Below are 15,698 nucleotides of genomic sequence, written 5' to 3'. Positions count from 1 at the left end.
TCTATTCATACTTTTTTTTTATACTAAGTATAACCCAGAAAGGAGAGCGCAACATGGCACGAATTTTAGTGGTAGATGATGATGATCACATTCGTGAGGTTGTCAGTCTCTTTTTGAGACAAGAAGGCTTTGAAGTAGTAGAAGCAATAGATGGTGTAAACGCAATACAACAATTGGAGATACATTCAGTGGATATGGTGATATTAGATATTATGATGCCCCATATGAATGGTTATGAACTATGCGCCGAACTGAGAAAATATTACGATTTTCCTATCCTTATGCTGACAGCAAAAGGGGAAACAACAGATAAAGTGAAAGGTTTTCGTCTAGGTACAGATGACTATTTAACCAAACCTTTTGAAGTAGAAGAGTTGATTATGCGTGTAAAAGCACTGCTTCGACGCTATCAAATCATTTCTTCTAACCGTGTTCAAGTGGGTGAATTGCTATTAGATCGCAGTTCTCAAGAAATCATACACAATCAAATTTCATCGTCCATTCCATTAAAAGAATTCGAATTGTTATTTGAATTCGCGAATTATCCTAATAAAACCCTTACACGTGAGCATTTGATCGAACGAATATGGGGCTATGATTTTGCAGGGGATGAGCGAACGATCGATGTGCATGTCAAACGCTTGCGTGAAAAGTTTCCAGAAAAAAGATATGGGTTTGCAATTCGCACCGTCAGGGGATTAGGCTACCGTTTGGAGGTTCACAAAAATGGCTCGATTTAAAAGAATTTTGGGGGGATTATCAGGCATAGCAATTGTCACCTTGTTTTGGTCCATATCTTATTGGCTTGTCCACTTGCTTTTTCCTACATTAGGACTTGTCACAAACGAATATATCAAAGACTTGGTGATTGGTATTGGTGGGTTTATGCTGATGATCTCCACCTTTTATATAATAGGAAAACTATTTCGTTCTCGTCGGGACGATGTATTTTATATCCTTATTGATGCACTTCGTAAAATCAGCAAAGGGGATTTTAATATCAAGGTGAACCTCGATAAAATAAACATAGGACATCCTTTTGCTACTCTTGCGACGAGTATTAATGACATGGCAGAAGAATTGAGTGAAATGGAGGCAATGCGACAAGCATTTATCTCCAATGTCTCTCATGAAATCCAAACCCCTCTAGCTTCCATACAAGGATTTGCACGAGCATTAGAAAATAATGGACTAACACCAATGCAACGAGCACATTATATCGATATCATAATTACCGAAAGCATTCGTCTATCCAAACTGAGCGATAACTTAATGAAATTAACATCACTGGAATCCGAACATCATCCTTTTCACGAAACAAAATATCGACTAGACAAACAGCTGCAACAAGTTATCTTGGTAAATGAACCGCAGTGGTTAAAGAAAAATATCACCATTGAACCGATATTAACCCCTGTGGAAATTGTTGCAGACCAAGACCTTCTCAATCAAGTATGGAGTAATCTTTTGCATAATAGTATCAAATTCACCGAAAATAATGGCATGATCACCATTACGATGGAAAAAGATGACGATAAGATGATAGTCCGATTTACGGATACAGGTATTGGAATATCCAACGAAGATCAGCTGCATATCTTTGAGCGTTTTTACAAAGGAGATAAATCACGTAATCGAAATAAAGCTGGCAGTGGACTGGGACTGTCGATTGTCAAAAAAATCATCGATCTGCATCATGGAGCAATCGAAGTTCAAAGCGAATTAGGCAAAGGGACAACATTTGTCGTATCTATTCCCGCTCTGTTCAAAAAGGCATCATAGAAACATGCCTTTTTTTGCTAATTAGACAAAATATTCCGCCCTTACTTCCTTTACAATAACAGTAAGTATTGGATAAGGAGGCAGATCTTTTTGTTTAAGAAATTGTCTGTTACTAGTATGGCTTTACTTGCGTGTTTGTGTTTTCAACCTCAATGGGCAGGTGCTGTTGAAGATAATCCAACGAATGGAAAAGTTCTATTTAACGAAGATTTTCAAGACCTCCAAGCAGGTTCAGGAAAAAAATGGGGATGGCAGACAGCAGCATATGAATTTTGCACAAGCAATCCTAAGAATGATAAGTATGATCAATTAACTACAGATGCAATGAAAGTAGCAGATGGGAATTTGAATATTCAAGCTACAAAAAATCAAAATGGGACATGGGATACGGGTCTTGTCACTACAGGGGATTCTTGTGATTCTGGTGGTAATCAGTTTTTAGTAAAAGCAGGTGACTTTATGCTCATCCATGCCAAACTCCCAACGGGAAACAGCGGTGCTTGGCCTGGTTTTTGGACATGGAAAAATGGCGGAAATGAAATTGATGCTTTTGAGTGGCATTCCGATAAACCTAATACGCTGGAATTTACGAATCACGTAAACCCGGCAGGATATTTCTATGAAAATAAAGACTTAGTTGATGTTGGGAAATGGTTATATATCGGAGTAAAACTAGGGGTAAACAATAACACATGGTATGTAGGAACAACAAAAGATAACTTACATCCTGTCTTTTCCGATCACACAGGTGTCGGTATCGATTGGTCAGCATATATGATTGCCAATTTATCCGTCAGCAGTGATAATCGTGCCCCGCAAGGCGATCAGCCGATTGATTTTTCCATTGATTCAATTCAAGTGTACCGATAATAGACGGAATATTGTATAATAGTGGAAACATTCCTGCGATGAAAGGCCCATCCATGCTCATCCAGACGGAAACAGAAGCTGTAGACGCCATTGACGAACTCGATCATCTCATCTCTGATCATGATGGGAAACAGCAGATCAAAATCCTGCGTGAATTTGCAGATGGAGGTTGTTTGATCATGGACGACTACCAGCTGCAAATCGAAATGGAAATCGATCGCGTTCAGAGAGGCAAACCTTTGCTGTTGGAGTACCATCCAACAGTAGAAGCGCTCATCTACTTCTTCGCCGGCTACTGTAGATGAACCAAATGGGGGGGGGACCCTACTTTCGTAGGATGGGATGTGTTTTCGGTTTCCGAAAAATCGCATCCCCCCATTTAAAACAAAAGCAAGCTTGTTGATATGTTCGTCAACGAGCTTTTTTAATGGAGAATTTGGCTGTTCGGGCTACATTGTGAAACCGTGGGCTTTCAGCCGACAACAGTCTGTAATTTCTCCAATCAGGAATTATCAAATCTGTCCTATTATCTTTTTTACCTTCATTTTCTTCTTCCTCAAATGATCTTACCTAAATCAATTATATAAAAGCAGTTCGGCCACCAAACTATCATTCTGGTGGCCGAAGTCGAACTAAGAGCAGCCGATGGACATCAAAATGCCACGGAGCCCTCGAGCAGCACTGGTGGAGTCTGCATATTCCAACGTCGGCCTCAACTGATCTCTTGCAATATCGGCCACATCGTAACTCACATACGATTCGTCGTAAATATCCCCTTCATGGTTATTGACTTTGTCCTCGATCTGATAGAGGATTTCGTCATGGTGCGCTTGAAGCTTTTTGATAAGATCCTCCACCAAAAGCTGGCTGGAAGCAGCTCCCGTTTGCAGAAGCTTTTCCAGCTGTCCCATGAAGTCTTCCTTCACCTTGGAAGGCATCTCCACTTTCCCGAGCAGTGCTTCGACGTTGTATCGATACACATCGGAGGGGACGATTCCATCCGGCGTTCGACCATAGAATCGATCCTCTTTCTCCTTTTCAAATCGGAGTTCAGCAGCGTTTACGATGTCTTCGAACAGTGACCGAAAAAACTCGTTCAGTGCATCGACGACCTTAGCCTGATCCATCCTTACCCCTTAGCTCATAGCTAACTTACTATAAATTATATTCGATTTTCTAGGAAGCAACAATAAATTACGATATCGAACATCTTTTACTTACCTTGACACACGAATTATGTTTTCCATTTTGCATTAATAATCGTTTTTATGTATAATAATGCATATATTTGATTTTCCATCTACAAAAGGATATCCAATGAATATCACCAAACAACTTGTCCTTTCTACAATAGATCAGATAGTAAACCAACTCAGAAAAGATATCTCCGCTTTTTCTCAAAACAAGGACTTGCATGAAGATACGATTCTTACATTGGAGTCACGAGTAAGAGATTACCAAGCACTTCGTAATTTTGTCCAAACAAGAGATAAAAAACTGCTTACTCCATGGCTGCAAATTGTCATGGTAGATGCACATCGCCGAAAGATAGAAAAAAAAATTTTCGGCAGTTACTCCAAGCCAATGCTTGAAATCATCTTGCCTTATCTCACCGCAACACTATTTCCTGGTTAAAAAAAGTGGTGATCATAACGATCACCACACAAAATAAGTATTTATTTATTAGAGTGCTTCCGAAATGGACTGCGCTTGTAAGAAGAGCAAGAGATAGTCACGTCCACCAGCTTTGGAATCTGTACCAGACATGTTAAATCCGCCAAATGGATGAACGCCTACCAAAGCACCAGTACATTTGCGATTGATATATAGATTTCCGACATGGAACTCTTTGCGTGCTTTTTCTATTTTTAGTCGGTCACGACAAATCACAGAACCCGTCAAGCCGAACTCTGTATTGTTGGCAATTTCGAGCGCATGGTCAAAGCTGTCTGCTTTGATAAACGCAAGAACTGGACCAAAAATCTCTTCTTGGGCGATGCGGGCTTGAGGATCTACATCTGCGATGACAGTCGGCTGAATAAAGTAACCACTTTCATCTCCTTTTTCACCACCTGCTACAAGACGACCTTCTTTTTTCCCGATCTCAATGTACTCTAAAATTTTGTTATATGCTTTGTCATCAACAACAGGGCCTAGGTCGATCGAAATATCGTCCGCTTCTCCAAGTTTGAGACTCTTTGTTTTTTCCGTTACTTTTGCTAGCACTTCATCATACACATTTTGATGAACAATCGCCCGTGAGCAAGCAGAACATTTTTGACCTGCAAATCCGAAAGCTGATTTCACGATGGAATCCGCTGCCAAATCAAGATCTGCATCTTCATCAACTACAATAGAATCTTTTCCACCCATCTCTGCTACCACTCGTTTGATCCATTTTTGACCCGGAACTGTTTTAGCAGCCAGTTCATTTATACGCAGACCTACACCACGAGAACCAGTAAAGGATATAAATCTGGTCAATGGATGTTTTACCAAATATTCTCCAACAACAGTACCCGGACCAGGCACATAGTTGACAACACCTGCTGGTAATCCAGCTTCCTCAAGTATTTTGACAAATTGGTAAGCGATTACATTCGTTGGAGTTGCCGGTTTTAAAACTACAGTATTCCCCGAAACAATCGCAGCAGTTGTCATGCCTACCGTAATCGCTAGAGGAAAATTCCAAGGTGGGATAATCGCTCCTACACCCATTGGTACATAAACAAGATCATTATGTTCTCCAATTAATGGAGTTACAGGCTGGCGTTCGCTCAAGCGAAGCATCTCTCTGCCATAAAACTCCATAAAATCAATCGCTTCTGCTGTATCTCCATCCGCTTCTGGCCAGCTTTTTCCAGCTTCTAATACCATCCAAGCGGAAAACTCATGTTTTTTTCGGCGTAAAATTGCTGCAGCTTTAAAAAGCACTCCTGCCCGCGCAGCTGGATCAACATGTTTCCACCATGAAAAAGCTTCTACCGCTGTTTGCATTGCTTTTTCAGCGAGCTTTTCATCTGCTTCATGAACAACTCCAATCACTTCTTTTATATTGGAAGGATTAATGGAATCCACTGTTTGTTCTGTTTTAATATGCTTTCCGCCAATGATAAGATCGTATTGCTGACCAAGCTGGGATCTTACCTTATCTAGAGCAGCTTCAAAATCTTTGCGGTTTTCTTTTTGGGAAAAATCGGTAAACGGTTCATTACGAAAGGGAATCATCCATACTTCCTCCTACATTTTTTTATAAATCATTAAAATTGTAACGCACAAAAACGTGAAAAACAATCATTTGCAACATATATTGTCTATTTTCTCTAGAATTTGTATAATAATAACTGTAACTTAAAATTTATTCACTACAGTGGGGGAACGAAAATGTCACTTGCAAGAAAAATAGTTTTGTCTCTGGCTGCCAATAGAGCTGTTCGCTCTCTTGCAAGCAAATACGGTTTAAAACTTGGCGCAGGCCGTTTCATTGCTGGTGTAATGCTTGAGGAGGCAATAAACCGCGCCAAAGAATTGAACGATCAAAATATTTGGGTGACACTCGATCATCTAGGAGAGAGTATCACATCACGTGACGAGGCTCTGGCAGCAACAAACATGGTTATCGATACGTATGAAGCAATTTTCAAAGCAAAATTGACCAAAACCAATGTCTCGATCAAATTAACACAACTCGGTCTAGATATAGATTCTTCTTTTTGCCTCGAAAATATGAGAAAAATTGTTGCAAAAGCAAAATCCACAGACAATTTTTTACGTGTAGATATGGAAGATACACCGCGCATAGATGCAACCATAGACATTTTCCAAACATTACTCACCGAATTTGGAAGCGCTACCATTGGTTTGGTTATCCAATCTTATCTCTATCGATCAGAAGAAGATGTAGAGAACCTAGGAAAACAGGGGGTAAATCTCCGTATTGTAAAAGGAGCTTACAAAGAACCCAAAGAGGTAGCTTTTCCAGCAAAAAAAGACGTGGACAGCCAATTTATCGCTTTGGTAAAACAGCATTTGAAAAATGGTGCTTACACAGCAATTGCTACACATGATGAAAATATGATTTATCCATTACTACAATGGATAAAAGAACAAAAAATTGCTGACAATCTTTATGAATTCCAAATGTTATATGGAATTCGGACAGATTTAGTAAAAAAGCTGATATCCGAAGGATACAAAGTAAGAGTCTACACCCCATTCGGCAAAGAATGGTACCCTTATTTTACCAGACGGCTTGCCGAAAGACCAGCAAATGCACTTTTTATCATTAAAAATTTATTCAAAAATTAAAGAAATATTTTCCTGTCATTTTTTTTATAACATTGCGAGCGAGAAAACCCACGGTTTCAATCGTGGGATGAAAGCGAGCGTTGAACGAGGGTAAGGAATTTTCCTTCACTAGTTCAACCTTTAGAAAAAAGCAATTTTACAAACAAACATTCCCATGGTAATATATGTATAGTCATGACATACGAAAACCAAGTTTGCTCGCGGCAAAGAAGAAATCAACAAACATAAACCGTGGGGCACACGGGGTTAGCTTGGTAATGAAATAGTCATGAGGCTATCGTCCCAAGAATCCAACGGCTTTAGCCGTACGGAGTTGTCAATCCACTAAGATTCTGGTTTCTATTAAGATCATACACACAGAAACCGAGCTTCACACCAAAAAAAGAGCCCACTGGCTCTTTTTTTATATTAGTATAGAAGGAACGCAGCTTTTGCAGTCTTTGCAAAAGAAAGGGGCGAAGTATATTGAAACTGAGAGAAGAAATCCTTTCGATTCTATCGGAAAATGCTCGACTCACCTTAGAGCAAATCTCGCATATAGTAAATCAGCCAATAGAAATAGTGGAAAATGAAATTACACTCTTAGAAAAAGATCAAGCTATTATTGCCTACCAATGTGTGATAGATTGGAAAAAAATCGGCAAACCAAGAGTTCGTGCTTTGATCGATGTCCAAGTAACTCCTCAACACGGATATGGTTTTGATGTGATTGCCAAACAAATAGCTACGTATGAAGAAGTTGTAAACGTATACTTGATGTCAGGAGCATATGATTTATCTATTTCATTGGAAGTGGATTCACTCGAATCAGTTGGTCGCTTTGTGACAGAAAAACTTGCCCCGCTTGATTTTGTTGTAAACACTAGAACACACTTTGTCTTAAAAAAATACAAAGAAGCAAATGTACTTCTCGATTCTGAAGGACCCGATAATCGTCTGCATATTGCTCCTTAATTACGGAAGAAGGTTGTGTTGTCATGGATTTAGAGTCAAAATTATCTCCGATCGTCCGAGATATGGCTCCATCTGGAATACGTCGTTTTTTCGATTTAGTAAACCAAATACCTGATGCAATTTCATTAGGAGTAGGGGAACCAGATTTTGTTACTCCTTATCACATTCGCAAAACGGTTACTGATTCATTGGAGCATGGACCAACCAGTTACACCTCCAATCAAGGGCTGCCTGAACTATTAAAAGCTATCTCAGTCTATTTGGAAAACCAATTTTCGCTGCACTACAACCCAGAAACAGAACTTTTAACAACTTTTGGCGGAAGTGAAGCGATTGATCTCGCATTACGTGCAATCATATCTCCTGGCGATGAAGTATTAGTCGTAGAGCCATCTTATGTTTCCTATGAACCATGTGTCGTTCTGGCAGGCGGTATTCCTGTACCTGTTGCTACACATGCAAAAGAAGGCTTTAAACTTCGTGTGGAAGATTTGGAACGCAGAGTAACCTCAAAAACCAAAGCACTTATCATTTGTTTTCCTAATAACCCTACAGGTGCGATCATGACAGCAGAAGATTATGCACCAATCGTCGAATTTGTCAAAAAACATGAACTAATTGTCATTACGGATGAAATTTATGCTGAATTAACTTATGCAGGCAAAAAACATGTCTCCATTGCATCCTTTGAGGGCATGAAAGATCATACTATTTTGATCAATGGCTTTTCCAAAGCATTTGCGATGACAGGATGGCGGATTGGTTTTATCGCTGCTCCAGAAGTGCTTTGGCGCGGTATGCTGAAAATTCATCAGTACACAGCACTTTGTGCACCGCGTATGAGCCAGATTGCCGCATTAGAAGCTTTGGAAAATGGACTGCAAGAATGCAAAAATATGATGCAGCAATACGATCGAAGACGCCGTTTTGTCGTGCACTCCTTATCAGAAATGGGATTGACTTGTATGAATCCAGAAGGAGCATTTTATGTATTCCCCTCAATCGCTTCTACAGGTCTTGATGCGGAAACATTTGCCGAACAACTTCTGCTGGAAGAAGGGGTGGCAGTCGTTCCAGGCGGAGTGTTTGGACCAAGCGGAACGGAGCATATTCGCTGTTCCTATGCGACATCATTGGATCGATTAGGCGAAGCGATGAAACGAATGAATCGCTTTATGAAACGCAAAAGAAAAGAAAAACCAAAAGCTCACTTGCAGTTAGGATAAAAAAAGACCCTCTCAGGTCTTTTTTTATATAATAAGGAGGTAAACAGAAACCGAGCTACTCTTAGGAGAGTCATGTCGAATTGGAACATCCTCAATAAAGCTGAGCGCCCTATCTCCAGTGATAACCTCTATATGTTCTCGGGTTCACATGGTTCAGTGAATATCACCATTGAGGTTCCTATCGATAAACGTAACAATGTACAGTGGACTGATAAAAAGGTTAATGTAAAGGGCGGAACGATTTTCATCGACTATAAAAAGAAAACATTGGAGATCAACCTCTCGGATGATCAGACCTTTTCGATCGAAAACGGACAGGAAACCTTCAGCGTTGAAGATGAAAACTTTGAGTACTATGATGACAAAAAGTTCATTCCTGATATGGATCGCCTGAAGCAGATTGCAATCGCTCAAGTACGTGATAACTAAGAGATAACTCAAAAAGACTAGGCAAATTATGCCTAGTCTCACGCTTTTTTAATCCATTCAAATTCGATATAATAGAAAAGTCTTATTGTTCCCTTTGGAGGAAACATGCCTAATAGTTGGAAACTGAGTGAGCCAGTAAAGAGCCGCTATCTCCCAGAACGAGGGCGTAGTGGCGAGCGCTATACTTTTTCGTATGGCCCAATCAGCATTTCAATCGAACCTACAAAAAATAATTCTCCCAGTTGGTCAAATAGAGAAATCAGCTGTACTGGAGGATATGTAGCAATCGATTATGAAGATGAATTTGTCTCTTTCAATCTTAGGAGCAATCAGACTCTTTCGGTAACAACAGGAGAGAAAAATTTCAAAATCGGGAAAAAGACGTTTAAACTTCTGGAAAGAGGTAAGTTTATCCCAGAGCTTGACCTTCTTGCTTCTACTGTCAAAATTGACACGAAAAATATTTAGCACAATAAAGAAGACCGGACTCCATGAGTCCGGTCACCTAATTTATATAAGCAAAGAGATATACTTGACAACTCCATACGGCTAAAGCCGTTGGATTCTTGGGACCATAGCCTCATGACTATTTCATTACCAAGCTAACCCCGTGCGCCCCACGGTTTATATTTGTTGATTTCTTCTTTGCCGCGAGCAAACTTGGTTTTCGTCTGTCACGACTATACATATATTACCATGGGAATGTTTGTTTGCAAACTTGCTTTTTTCCAAAGGTTGAACTAGTGAAGGAAAATTCCTTACCCTCGTTCAACGCTCGCTTTCATCCCACGATTGAAACCGTGGGTTTTCTCGCTCGCAATGTTATAATTTGCGGGGCAATACTATAGTACTGCCCCTATCCCCTAAGGGATCAGCGGATCACTCCGAACCGCTGAGAACTTCTTCTGCCTGCTTGAGCAGCGGCATCAGCTTGTTGTAGTACTCCATGTAACGGTCGCCGATCGGATCTGAATTCAAAGCACGCTCGATCATGAGAGCCTGAAACGCGATGGAACTCCTCAGGCGAGCTGTCACTGCTGCCTCATCGATGCGATCTGCATCAATCAAGGCATCCGCCTGCATCCGCAACGAATGGCAAGTGGAATCTGCCTTACTGAGAGCTTCCTGCGCCTTTGCCCGCTGGGCTGTTCGCTTCTTTCCGATCTCCTTCAGCTGCTGTTCTGCTTCTGCTGCATGCTGCTCGAAAGTGCTGGCCATGATGCCCTCCAACGGACCTTAGGGATGATGTATGCTTATTTTATCAAATGAAACAATCATTTGGAAACATTACTCCTTTCTCCACATATGTCTGTTAAAATAAAATCATCCTCCCATATAGACAAAAAGGAGAAAAAATGGCAAAGTCCACAAATGCAGTGGAAATTACCGTTGATTTTTGGGTGAAAAAGATAAAAAACCTCCACCCTACAAAGGCACAACTCACCGTTTTCCGCAGTAAACTTACAGAGTATGTTACCACAATGCTTACTCGCGGCGGAAAGAACAATTACTGCATTCTGCATTGGTTGAATCGTCCTAACGGAGAGATCGACTGGCTCTTGAATGAGAGCAATATCAAATCTAAACCGAACGTTGGCGGAAACATTTCTACTTTCTCTACCGATGTAAAAGTCACAGCGATCAAAAATAATGTGAACCATGTCATCTGGGAAAAAGAATAGATGACAAATTGGGTCTAGCAAATTTGCTAGACCCAAACGATCGAACATCTATCTGACTAGATCACTCATCTGATCCATAACCGGATAAATCTTCATTTCCTCTAATTTTTCCCACAGTGATTTCAATGCCGCTTCAGGATCACGATAAAAACTGCTCCCTCGAACGCGCCAAAACTTCCAACCTACTCGTTCCAAGATACGTTGTCGTTCTTGATCGGCTTCCCAACGATCCAAACCATGCCACTGCTCTCCATCGCATTCAACCGCTAAGCGATTGTGGATACCTTCCACTACCAAATCAATTCTTTTGCCAACACTCCCAACCTGTACTTGCGGAGTTACTCGATATCCGCGGGCTGTGATCAATTGATAAACTTCTTTTTCAAAAACAGAATCAAATAAATGCTCTACTTCCCTTACTGCTCTTTGGGTTCTCTTAGGATTTTGACAGTACTGTAAAAGCTGGTATCGTATACATTGCGGATTCAAATCATCCAAATGAACAGAATGGAATAAAATCATTTGATCTCTTGCTCTGCTCGCAGCAACATTAAAACGGCGTCGATCCGATTCTTTTGTCAAAGATGCAAAACGCATATTATTGGCAGCAACCATCGATAAAAAGATAATATCCCTTTCATCGCCTTGAAAACGATAGGCATCACCACAGACTAACTTTCTTTTGATCATTTCTGCTTCTCCTAGTTTTTCGCGGAGTAAATTTTCAATCAGTTGTGCTTGATCATAGCCTTGCAGTGATATAACTCCCATTGTTTTTCCAGTGTACTTTTCATCTTTACAGCATTTTACAATATGATCTACGATCTCTTCCGCTTCTGGTTCATTCAGTGCTTTGGCAGATTCTTTGCGGTAACCTTCTGTCACGTGAATTGCAGAAACAGCTGGATCAAAAATTTCATTTGCATGCGGCAAACGCAATGGGTCCATTTTTCCGCCATATAACAAATCATTACTGAAATGTATGATTTCCGGGACACACCGAAAATGTTCTTTTAAGATAACCTTGCTATTGGTAAAAACTCGACTTGCTAAATCATACAAGCTTGTAGACAACTCCAATTGATCCGCTTGAGGGATATCTTTTAAATGCTGCCTGATCAATTCATGATTTCGAGATTTGTCTAAACCCACTGTTTCTGGGCTTATCTGGTTATCATCCCCTACAATTACCGCTTTTTTGCCACGCAGCAAAGCATTCAAGGAAAATAAGTTACTTTGACTGCTCTCATCAATGATCACTACATCAAATAATTGTGCAGAGAGTTCAATATTTTCAATTACTCGTTGTATGGGCATGATCCAAACCGGAATAGCATCCCGACACTGCATCATCTCTTGCGCTGCACTTTTACGGTATTTAGCAGCGTACTTGCCAGTTCCTTTGCCAATTTTTTTGATCAACTGCATCCATGTAATCAAACTTCTCTTTTGCGTTTCTGTCGTTCTTTCTATTTGTGCTTTCCATGTCCGTTCAGAAACTAACTTTTCAATTAACGATTTTTCCTTTTGTTGCAGTAATTGGAGTTCTTCTTCTAACTTTTCGATTGATTTTTGCTGGTTTAAAGCCTCTAACCAATGGTTCAATTGACTCCATATCCACGCTTTTTGCAAATCATTTGGAAATAATCGTTTGGGATCGTAGTCTTCCGTAAAGAGTTGATTACACCATTTCGGACATACTTCTTCCAAACGGTTTTTGTAATTTTTCAAACGTAAAAATTCCGGATAAACTTTTTCCAGTCGTTCTAACTGTTTGCATGTATCTATCCACAAGGAAATATTTTTTTGTCGACAAGCTTCATACAACTTACCCCAAGATTCATGTGTATCTTCTTGATCTTTTTCCATTTGAAAAGCGGCAGCTAATTCTTTAAAATACAGATCCATTTCTTTCCATTGGTAATACATTTTTAATACGAGTAGACCTTGATGCAATTGAGAAAGGCATTTTGCATCTGTCCAATTCACTTCTTGAATACCTAATTCTTCGACATAAGGAGTGAGTGGAACAATGACATTTGCATTCCATTGGATGAGGCTTTCCACTTCGGATAAGATTTTGGCAATATCCCTCATCCATTTTTGATCATCTTTGTGAATAGTAGGACCGTTGATTTTTTCCATCACTCGGTTCCATTTTAATAAAAATTTCCGTTTTAAATGGTTACATCCTAGATATTTTTGAATCAGACGAAAGTGTTCTTTTTTCTCCAATGGCATTTGATCAATCGAACATTGTTGAAAAAGATACGCATATTTTCTTCCAAGTACCTTCTGAAACAGCCAGCCGTTATTTTTATTTTGATCGATTCGTTTCAAAATAAAATCAATATCCTCTAACATTTTTGCCTCAGGATATTTGGCAATTTGAATATCAAAGGAAATCCATTCGTTTTCTATCTCTTTTATTTGCGCTAACTGTTCTTTGCACTCTGCAAAAAATCTGCTCCATTCTTTTTCATGAATTTCTTCTACTAGTATCGTAGTTTTCCAAGCATCTTCTGCTATTTTGCTTAAATGAGAGGCACTTTTATTCGTCAGCAGAATCATCGGCTCTAGAGGGAGCTGCATACTATCCGGTATATTCCAATCTTTCACATACCGTTTATTTTCCGCTAACTTAAGTTCAAGTTTCTTGAACATTTCGGTTTTCTCTTGAAAAGTTTTTGTATCAATGAGAGTTTGGATATCAGGTCGTCTTTGATGCAACACAGCAAAATCTGCTTTGTGAATGGTAGAGACAAGTCGATAAAACTCTACCAAATCATTTTTAGAAAGTGGAAAACCGGTCCCGGTTTGAATATCATCTGGAAACCAAGCATGTCGATGGTGATCTGTCAGCCATTTTGCCGCATTCAGTGGTGTAAAAAGAACACCACCAATGCGTTTTTCTTCGTTATCCAATTGAGCCGCTCGATTGATATCTGATTTTAATTGAGTAATCTGTCTTCTAGTAAAATCAAGATCTTGTTGATACTGTTGAATTTTTTTTTGCAGTGTAGAAACATTTTTCCGTTCCAGATTTTCTGCAATCGTCCGAATAGAGGTTTCCATTTCACGAACAGATTTGCTGTCAGCCCCTAAAACACTTACACATAAATCACGAATTTCTGCTGGGATTTTATTTTTTAATACTTCTAGTGCCCGTTCTTTCTCACTTGTAACAAGAACCCTTTTTCCATTCGCAAGCAAATGGCTGATCAAGTTAGCAATGGAATGGCTTTTCCCTGTTCCCGGTGGGCCTTGAACGACTACCCCAGGGTTCTTTGTTAATTTGAAGACTATCTCTTTTTGTTCTGCATTTGCTTCTAATGGGAATAACAATTCTTCCTCTTTCGCATGGTGATCTGCATCATCTTTTGAGGTAACTTCTATTGTATGATCGGAATCCAAGGAAACAATCTTCTTTAACCCGTCAGGGATTGGGTAATCATTTTCCAATTGGTTTAAAACCTTTTGATACTCCTGATCCCAAACTCTCCCTCCTGTCTTTCGCAAAAAAATAGCAGGACTGGTGGATAGTTTCATCCTAGAAGTCATCGCAGTAACTGGAGTTTCTTCCGCACAAAATTCACTGTTCGGATCAAATAAATTCGCCATCTGCATGAGCATATGGGAGAGAAGTATCTTATTTTTGGGATTTACTTCTGTTAAATCAAAAGATTGCACCGTATTTACATTTGGTACATCCAAACCCAGCATCATATCTGTTTCTAGGTGTGTTCCTTTGCTTGTCGACTGAAGAATAAACTGCCCTTTTTCAGCGTTAAATTGGAGTTCTAATGGGGTAATAAACAAATGACGTTGAATCTTGATGTCTTCTTTATTCCAAGTCAATAAACCTTGTCCTAAAGCTATTTCCCATGTATCTCCTTCATCTTGCAGAAGATTATGCAGGGAAAACAACTCATCATAAAATACTTTTGCCCTCTGCTTCTCTTTCGCTTCTTCTGACCACGGTTTCCAGTCTTCTGCAAGCCAGCGCTTATACTCCTCTACTCTTCTGCTATCTTCGTCAAATGTTATGGTAATATCGGACTCATCTGCGCCTTTTTTCATCATTTGCGTTGTTGGTATTGGCATCAGATCAGGATTTTCCCATGTATGTATCCAATCTCGTAAGGAATTCGGTATTGGAGGGGCAGTAGGGTATGATATACGATTGACGATAATCCATTGATGCTCCTCCAATTGTTCGCTTTGTAATTGTGTACTAGGTAAATTTGCTAAATCACTCAGCCACCAATGTTTTTCAAAATCCGTAATCGCACGGTGAATATGGTTATTGTGCCTCTTTAATTCTCGTAAATAACGAAACACTTGGCTTACTTTTGTTTGTACGGCTTTCATGCTGATCCCCCAAGCAAATAGAAATAATCGAATGTCACGGTATGATTAAGTATATAAATCTAATTATACAGAAATA

At 39.7% G+C, this 15,698-nt stretch carries 15 protein-coding genes; 11 read left to right on the top strand and 4 right to left on the bottom strand.

Annotated features, from left to right (window positions below):
• Positions 1–53: 53 nt before the first annotated feature.
• The 4 genes from AC5WOC_RS17320 to AC5WOC_RS17305 all read left to right on the top strand — a co-directional run bounded on the left by AC5WOC_RS17320 (position 54) and on the right by AC5WOC_RS17305 (position 2,957).
• Positions 54–740, top strand: coding sequence for a response regulator transcription factor (locus AC5WOC_RS17320; RefSeq protein WP_496056674.1), 687 nt, complete (start codon positions 54–56; stop codon positions 738–740).
• Positions 727–1,782, top strand: coding sequence for a sensor histidine kinase (locus tag AC5WOC_RS17315; RefSeq protein ID WP_496056673.1), 1,056 nt, complete (start codon positions 727–729; stop codon positions 1,780–1,782). The genes AC5WOC_RS17320 and AC5WOC_RS17315 overlap by 14 nt, the downstream gene beginning before the upstream one ends.
• Positions 1,783–1,872: 90 nt before the next feature.
• Positions 1,873–2,652 (top strand): hypothetical protein, encoded by a 780-nt coding sequence (locus tag AC5WOC_RS17310; protein WP_496056672.1) that lies wholly within the window; start codon positions 1,873–1,875, stop codon positions 2,650–2,652.
• Between the two features lie 11 nt (positions 2,653–2,663).
• Positions 2,664–2,957, top strand: a complete 294-nt coding sequence (locus AC5WOC_RS17305; RefSeq protein ID WP_496056671.1) for a hypothetical protein — start codon at positions 2,664–2,666, stop codon at positions 2,955–2,957.
• A gap of 327 nt (positions 2,958–3,284) precedes the next feature.
• On the opposite strand, the gene AC5WOC_RS17300 is transcribed toward AC5WOC_RS17305, so the two are convergent.
• Positions 3,285–3,779, bottom strand: coding sequence for a hypothetical protein (locus AC5WOC_RS17300; RefSeq protein ID WP_496056670.1), 495 nt, complete (start codon positions 3,777–3,779; stop codon positions 3,285–3,287).
• 190 nt (positions 3,780–3,969) lie between these two features.
• Here AC5WOC_RS17300 and AC5WOC_RS17295 point away from each other — a divergent pair, with 190 nt between their 5' ends.
• The gene (locus AC5WOC_RS17295) at positions 3,970–4,287 is read left to right on the top strand and encodes a hypothetical protein (RefSeq protein WP_496056669.1); all 318 of its coding nucleotides are present in this window, start codon (positions 3,970–3,972) and stop codon (positions 4,285–4,287) included.
• Positions 4,288–4,335: 48 nt separating this feature from the next.
• Here the strand turns inward: AC5WOC_RS17295 and pruA are convergent, their stop codons facing one another.
• Positions 4,336–5,880 (bottom strand): L-glutamate gamma-semialdehyde dehydrogenase, encoded by a 1,545-nt coding sequence (gene pruA / locus AC5WOC_RS17290; protein ID WP_496056668.1) that lies wholly within the window; start codon positions 5,878–5,880, stop codon positions 4,336–4,338.
• A 156-nt stretch (positions 5,881–6,036) separates the two neighbouring features.
• Between pruA and AC5WOC_RS17285 the strand changes: the two genes are divergently transcribed.
• From AC5WOC_RS17285 to AC5WOC_RS17265, 5 genes are all read left to right on the top strand, one after another.
• A complete protein-coding gene (locus tag AC5WOC_RS17285; protein ID WP_496056667.1) occupies positions 6,037–6,960 on the top strand; it encodes a proline dehydrogenase family protein in 924 nt (307 codons plus the stop codon).
• Between the two features lie 465 nt (positions 6,961–7,425).
• Positions 7,426–7,914: an Lrp/AsnC family transcriptional regulator gene (locus AC5WOC_RS17280; protein ID WP_496056666.1), complete on the top strand. Its 489-nt coding sequence runs from the start codon at positions 7,426–7,428 to the stop codon at positions 7,912–7,914.
• Between the two features lie 23 nt (positions 7,915–7,937).
• Entirely contained in the window at positions 7,938–9,140 is a 1,203-nt protein-coding gene (locus AC5WOC_RS17275) for an aminotransferase class I/II-fold pyridoxal phosphate-dependent enzyme (RefSeq protein ID WP_496056665.1), read from the top strand.
• Between the two features lie 72 nt (positions 9,141–9,212).
• The gene (locus AC5WOC_RS17270) at positions 9,213–9,569 is read left to right on the top strand and encodes a hypothetical protein (protein WP_496056664.1); all 357 of its coding nucleotides are present in this window, start codon (positions 9,213–9,215) and stop codon (positions 9,567–9,569) included.
• A 105-nt stretch (positions 9,570–9,674) separates the two neighbouring features.
• The gene (locus tag AC5WOC_RS17265; protein ID WP_496056663.1) at positions 9,675–10,037 is read left to right on the top strand and encodes a hypothetical protein; all 363 of its coding nucleotides are present in this window, start codon (positions 9,675–9,677) and stop codon (positions 10,035–10,037) included.
• A gap of 411 nt (positions 10,038–10,448) precedes the next feature.
• Here AC5WOC_RS17265 and AC5WOC_RS17260 read toward each other — a convergent pair whose 3' ends face one another.
• A complete protein-coding gene (locus AC5WOC_RS17260) occupies positions 10,449–10,787 on the bottom strand; it encodes a hypothetical protein (RefSeq protein WP_496056662.1) in 339 nt (112 codons plus the stop codon).
• A 137-nt stretch (positions 10,788–10,924) separates the two neighbouring features.
• Between AC5WOC_RS17260 and AC5WOC_RS17255 the strand changes: the two genes are divergently transcribed.
• Complete coding sequence (locus AC5WOC_RS17255) at positions 10,925–11,251, top strand: hypothetical protein (RefSeq protein WP_496056661.1); 327 nt, start codon at positions 10,925–10,927, stop codon at positions 11,249–11,251.
• A gap of 48 nt (positions 11,252–11,299) precedes the next feature.
• Here the strand turns inward: AC5WOC_RS17255 and AC5WOC_RS17250 are convergent, their stop codons facing one another.
• Positions 11,300–15,622: a PDDEXK-like endonuclease domain-containing protein gene (locus AC5WOC_RS17250; RefSeq protein WP_496056660.1), complete on the bottom strand. Its 4,323-nt coding sequence runs from the start codon at positions 15,620–15,622 to the stop codon at positions 11,300–11,302.
• Between the last annotated feature and the right edge of the window lie 76 nt (positions 15,623–15,698).

The organism is Shimazuella sp. NTD247 (assembly GCF_059510415.1).
Note: the sequence above shows the minus strand (reverse complement) of the source record. Positions and strands in the feature narration are given on the sequence as shown.

Coding starts and splice junctions, on each gene's coding strand:
- AC5WOC_RS17250 (WP_496056660.1), bottom strand. CDS start 15,622: ATGAAAGCCGTACAAACAAAAGTAAGCCAAGTGTTTCGTTATTTACGA.
- AC5WOC_RS17295 (WP_496056669.1), top strand. CDS start 3,970: ATGAATATCACCAAACAACTTGTCCTTTCTACAATAGATCAGATAGTA.
- AC5WOC_RS17270 (WP_496056664.1), top strand. CDS start 9,213: ATGTCGAATTGGAACATCCTCAATAAAGCTGAGCGCCCTATCTCCAGT.
- AC5WOC_RS17275 (WP_496056665.1), top strand. CDS start 7,938: ATGGATTTAGAGTCAAAATTATCTCCGATCGTCCGAGATATGGCTCCA.
- AC5WOC_RS17260 (WP_496056662.1), bottom strand. CDS start 10,787: ATGGCCAGCACTTTCGAGCAGCATGCAGCAGAAGCAGAACAGCAGCTG.
- AC5WOC_RS17265 (WP_496056663.1), top strand. CDS start 9,675: ATGCCTAATAGTTGGAAACTGAGTGAGCCAGTAAAGAGCCGCTATCTC.
- pruA (WP_496056668.1), bottom strand. CDS start 5,880: ATGATTCCCTTTCGTAATGAACCGTTTACCGATTTTTCCCAAAAAGAA.
- AC5WOC_RS17255 (WP_496056661.1), top strand. CDS start 10,925: ATGGCAAAGTCCACAAATGCAGTGGAAATTACCGTTGATTTTTGGGTG.
- AC5WOC_RS17320 (WP_496056674.1), top strand. CDS start 54: ATGGCACGAATTTTAGTGGTAGATGATGATGATCACATTCGTGAGGTT.
- AC5WOC_RS17300 (WP_496056670.1), bottom strand. CDS start 3,779: ATGGATCAGGCTAAGGTCGTCGATGCACTGAACGAGTTTTTTCGGTCA.
- AC5WOC_RS17315 (WP_496056673.1), top strand. CDS start 727: ATGGCTCGATTTAAAAGAATTTTGGGGGGATTATCAGGCATAGCAATT.
- AC5WOC_RS17285 (WP_496056667.1), top strand. CDS start 6,037: ATGTCACTTGCAAGAAAAATAGTTTTGTCTCTGGCTGCCAATAGAGCT.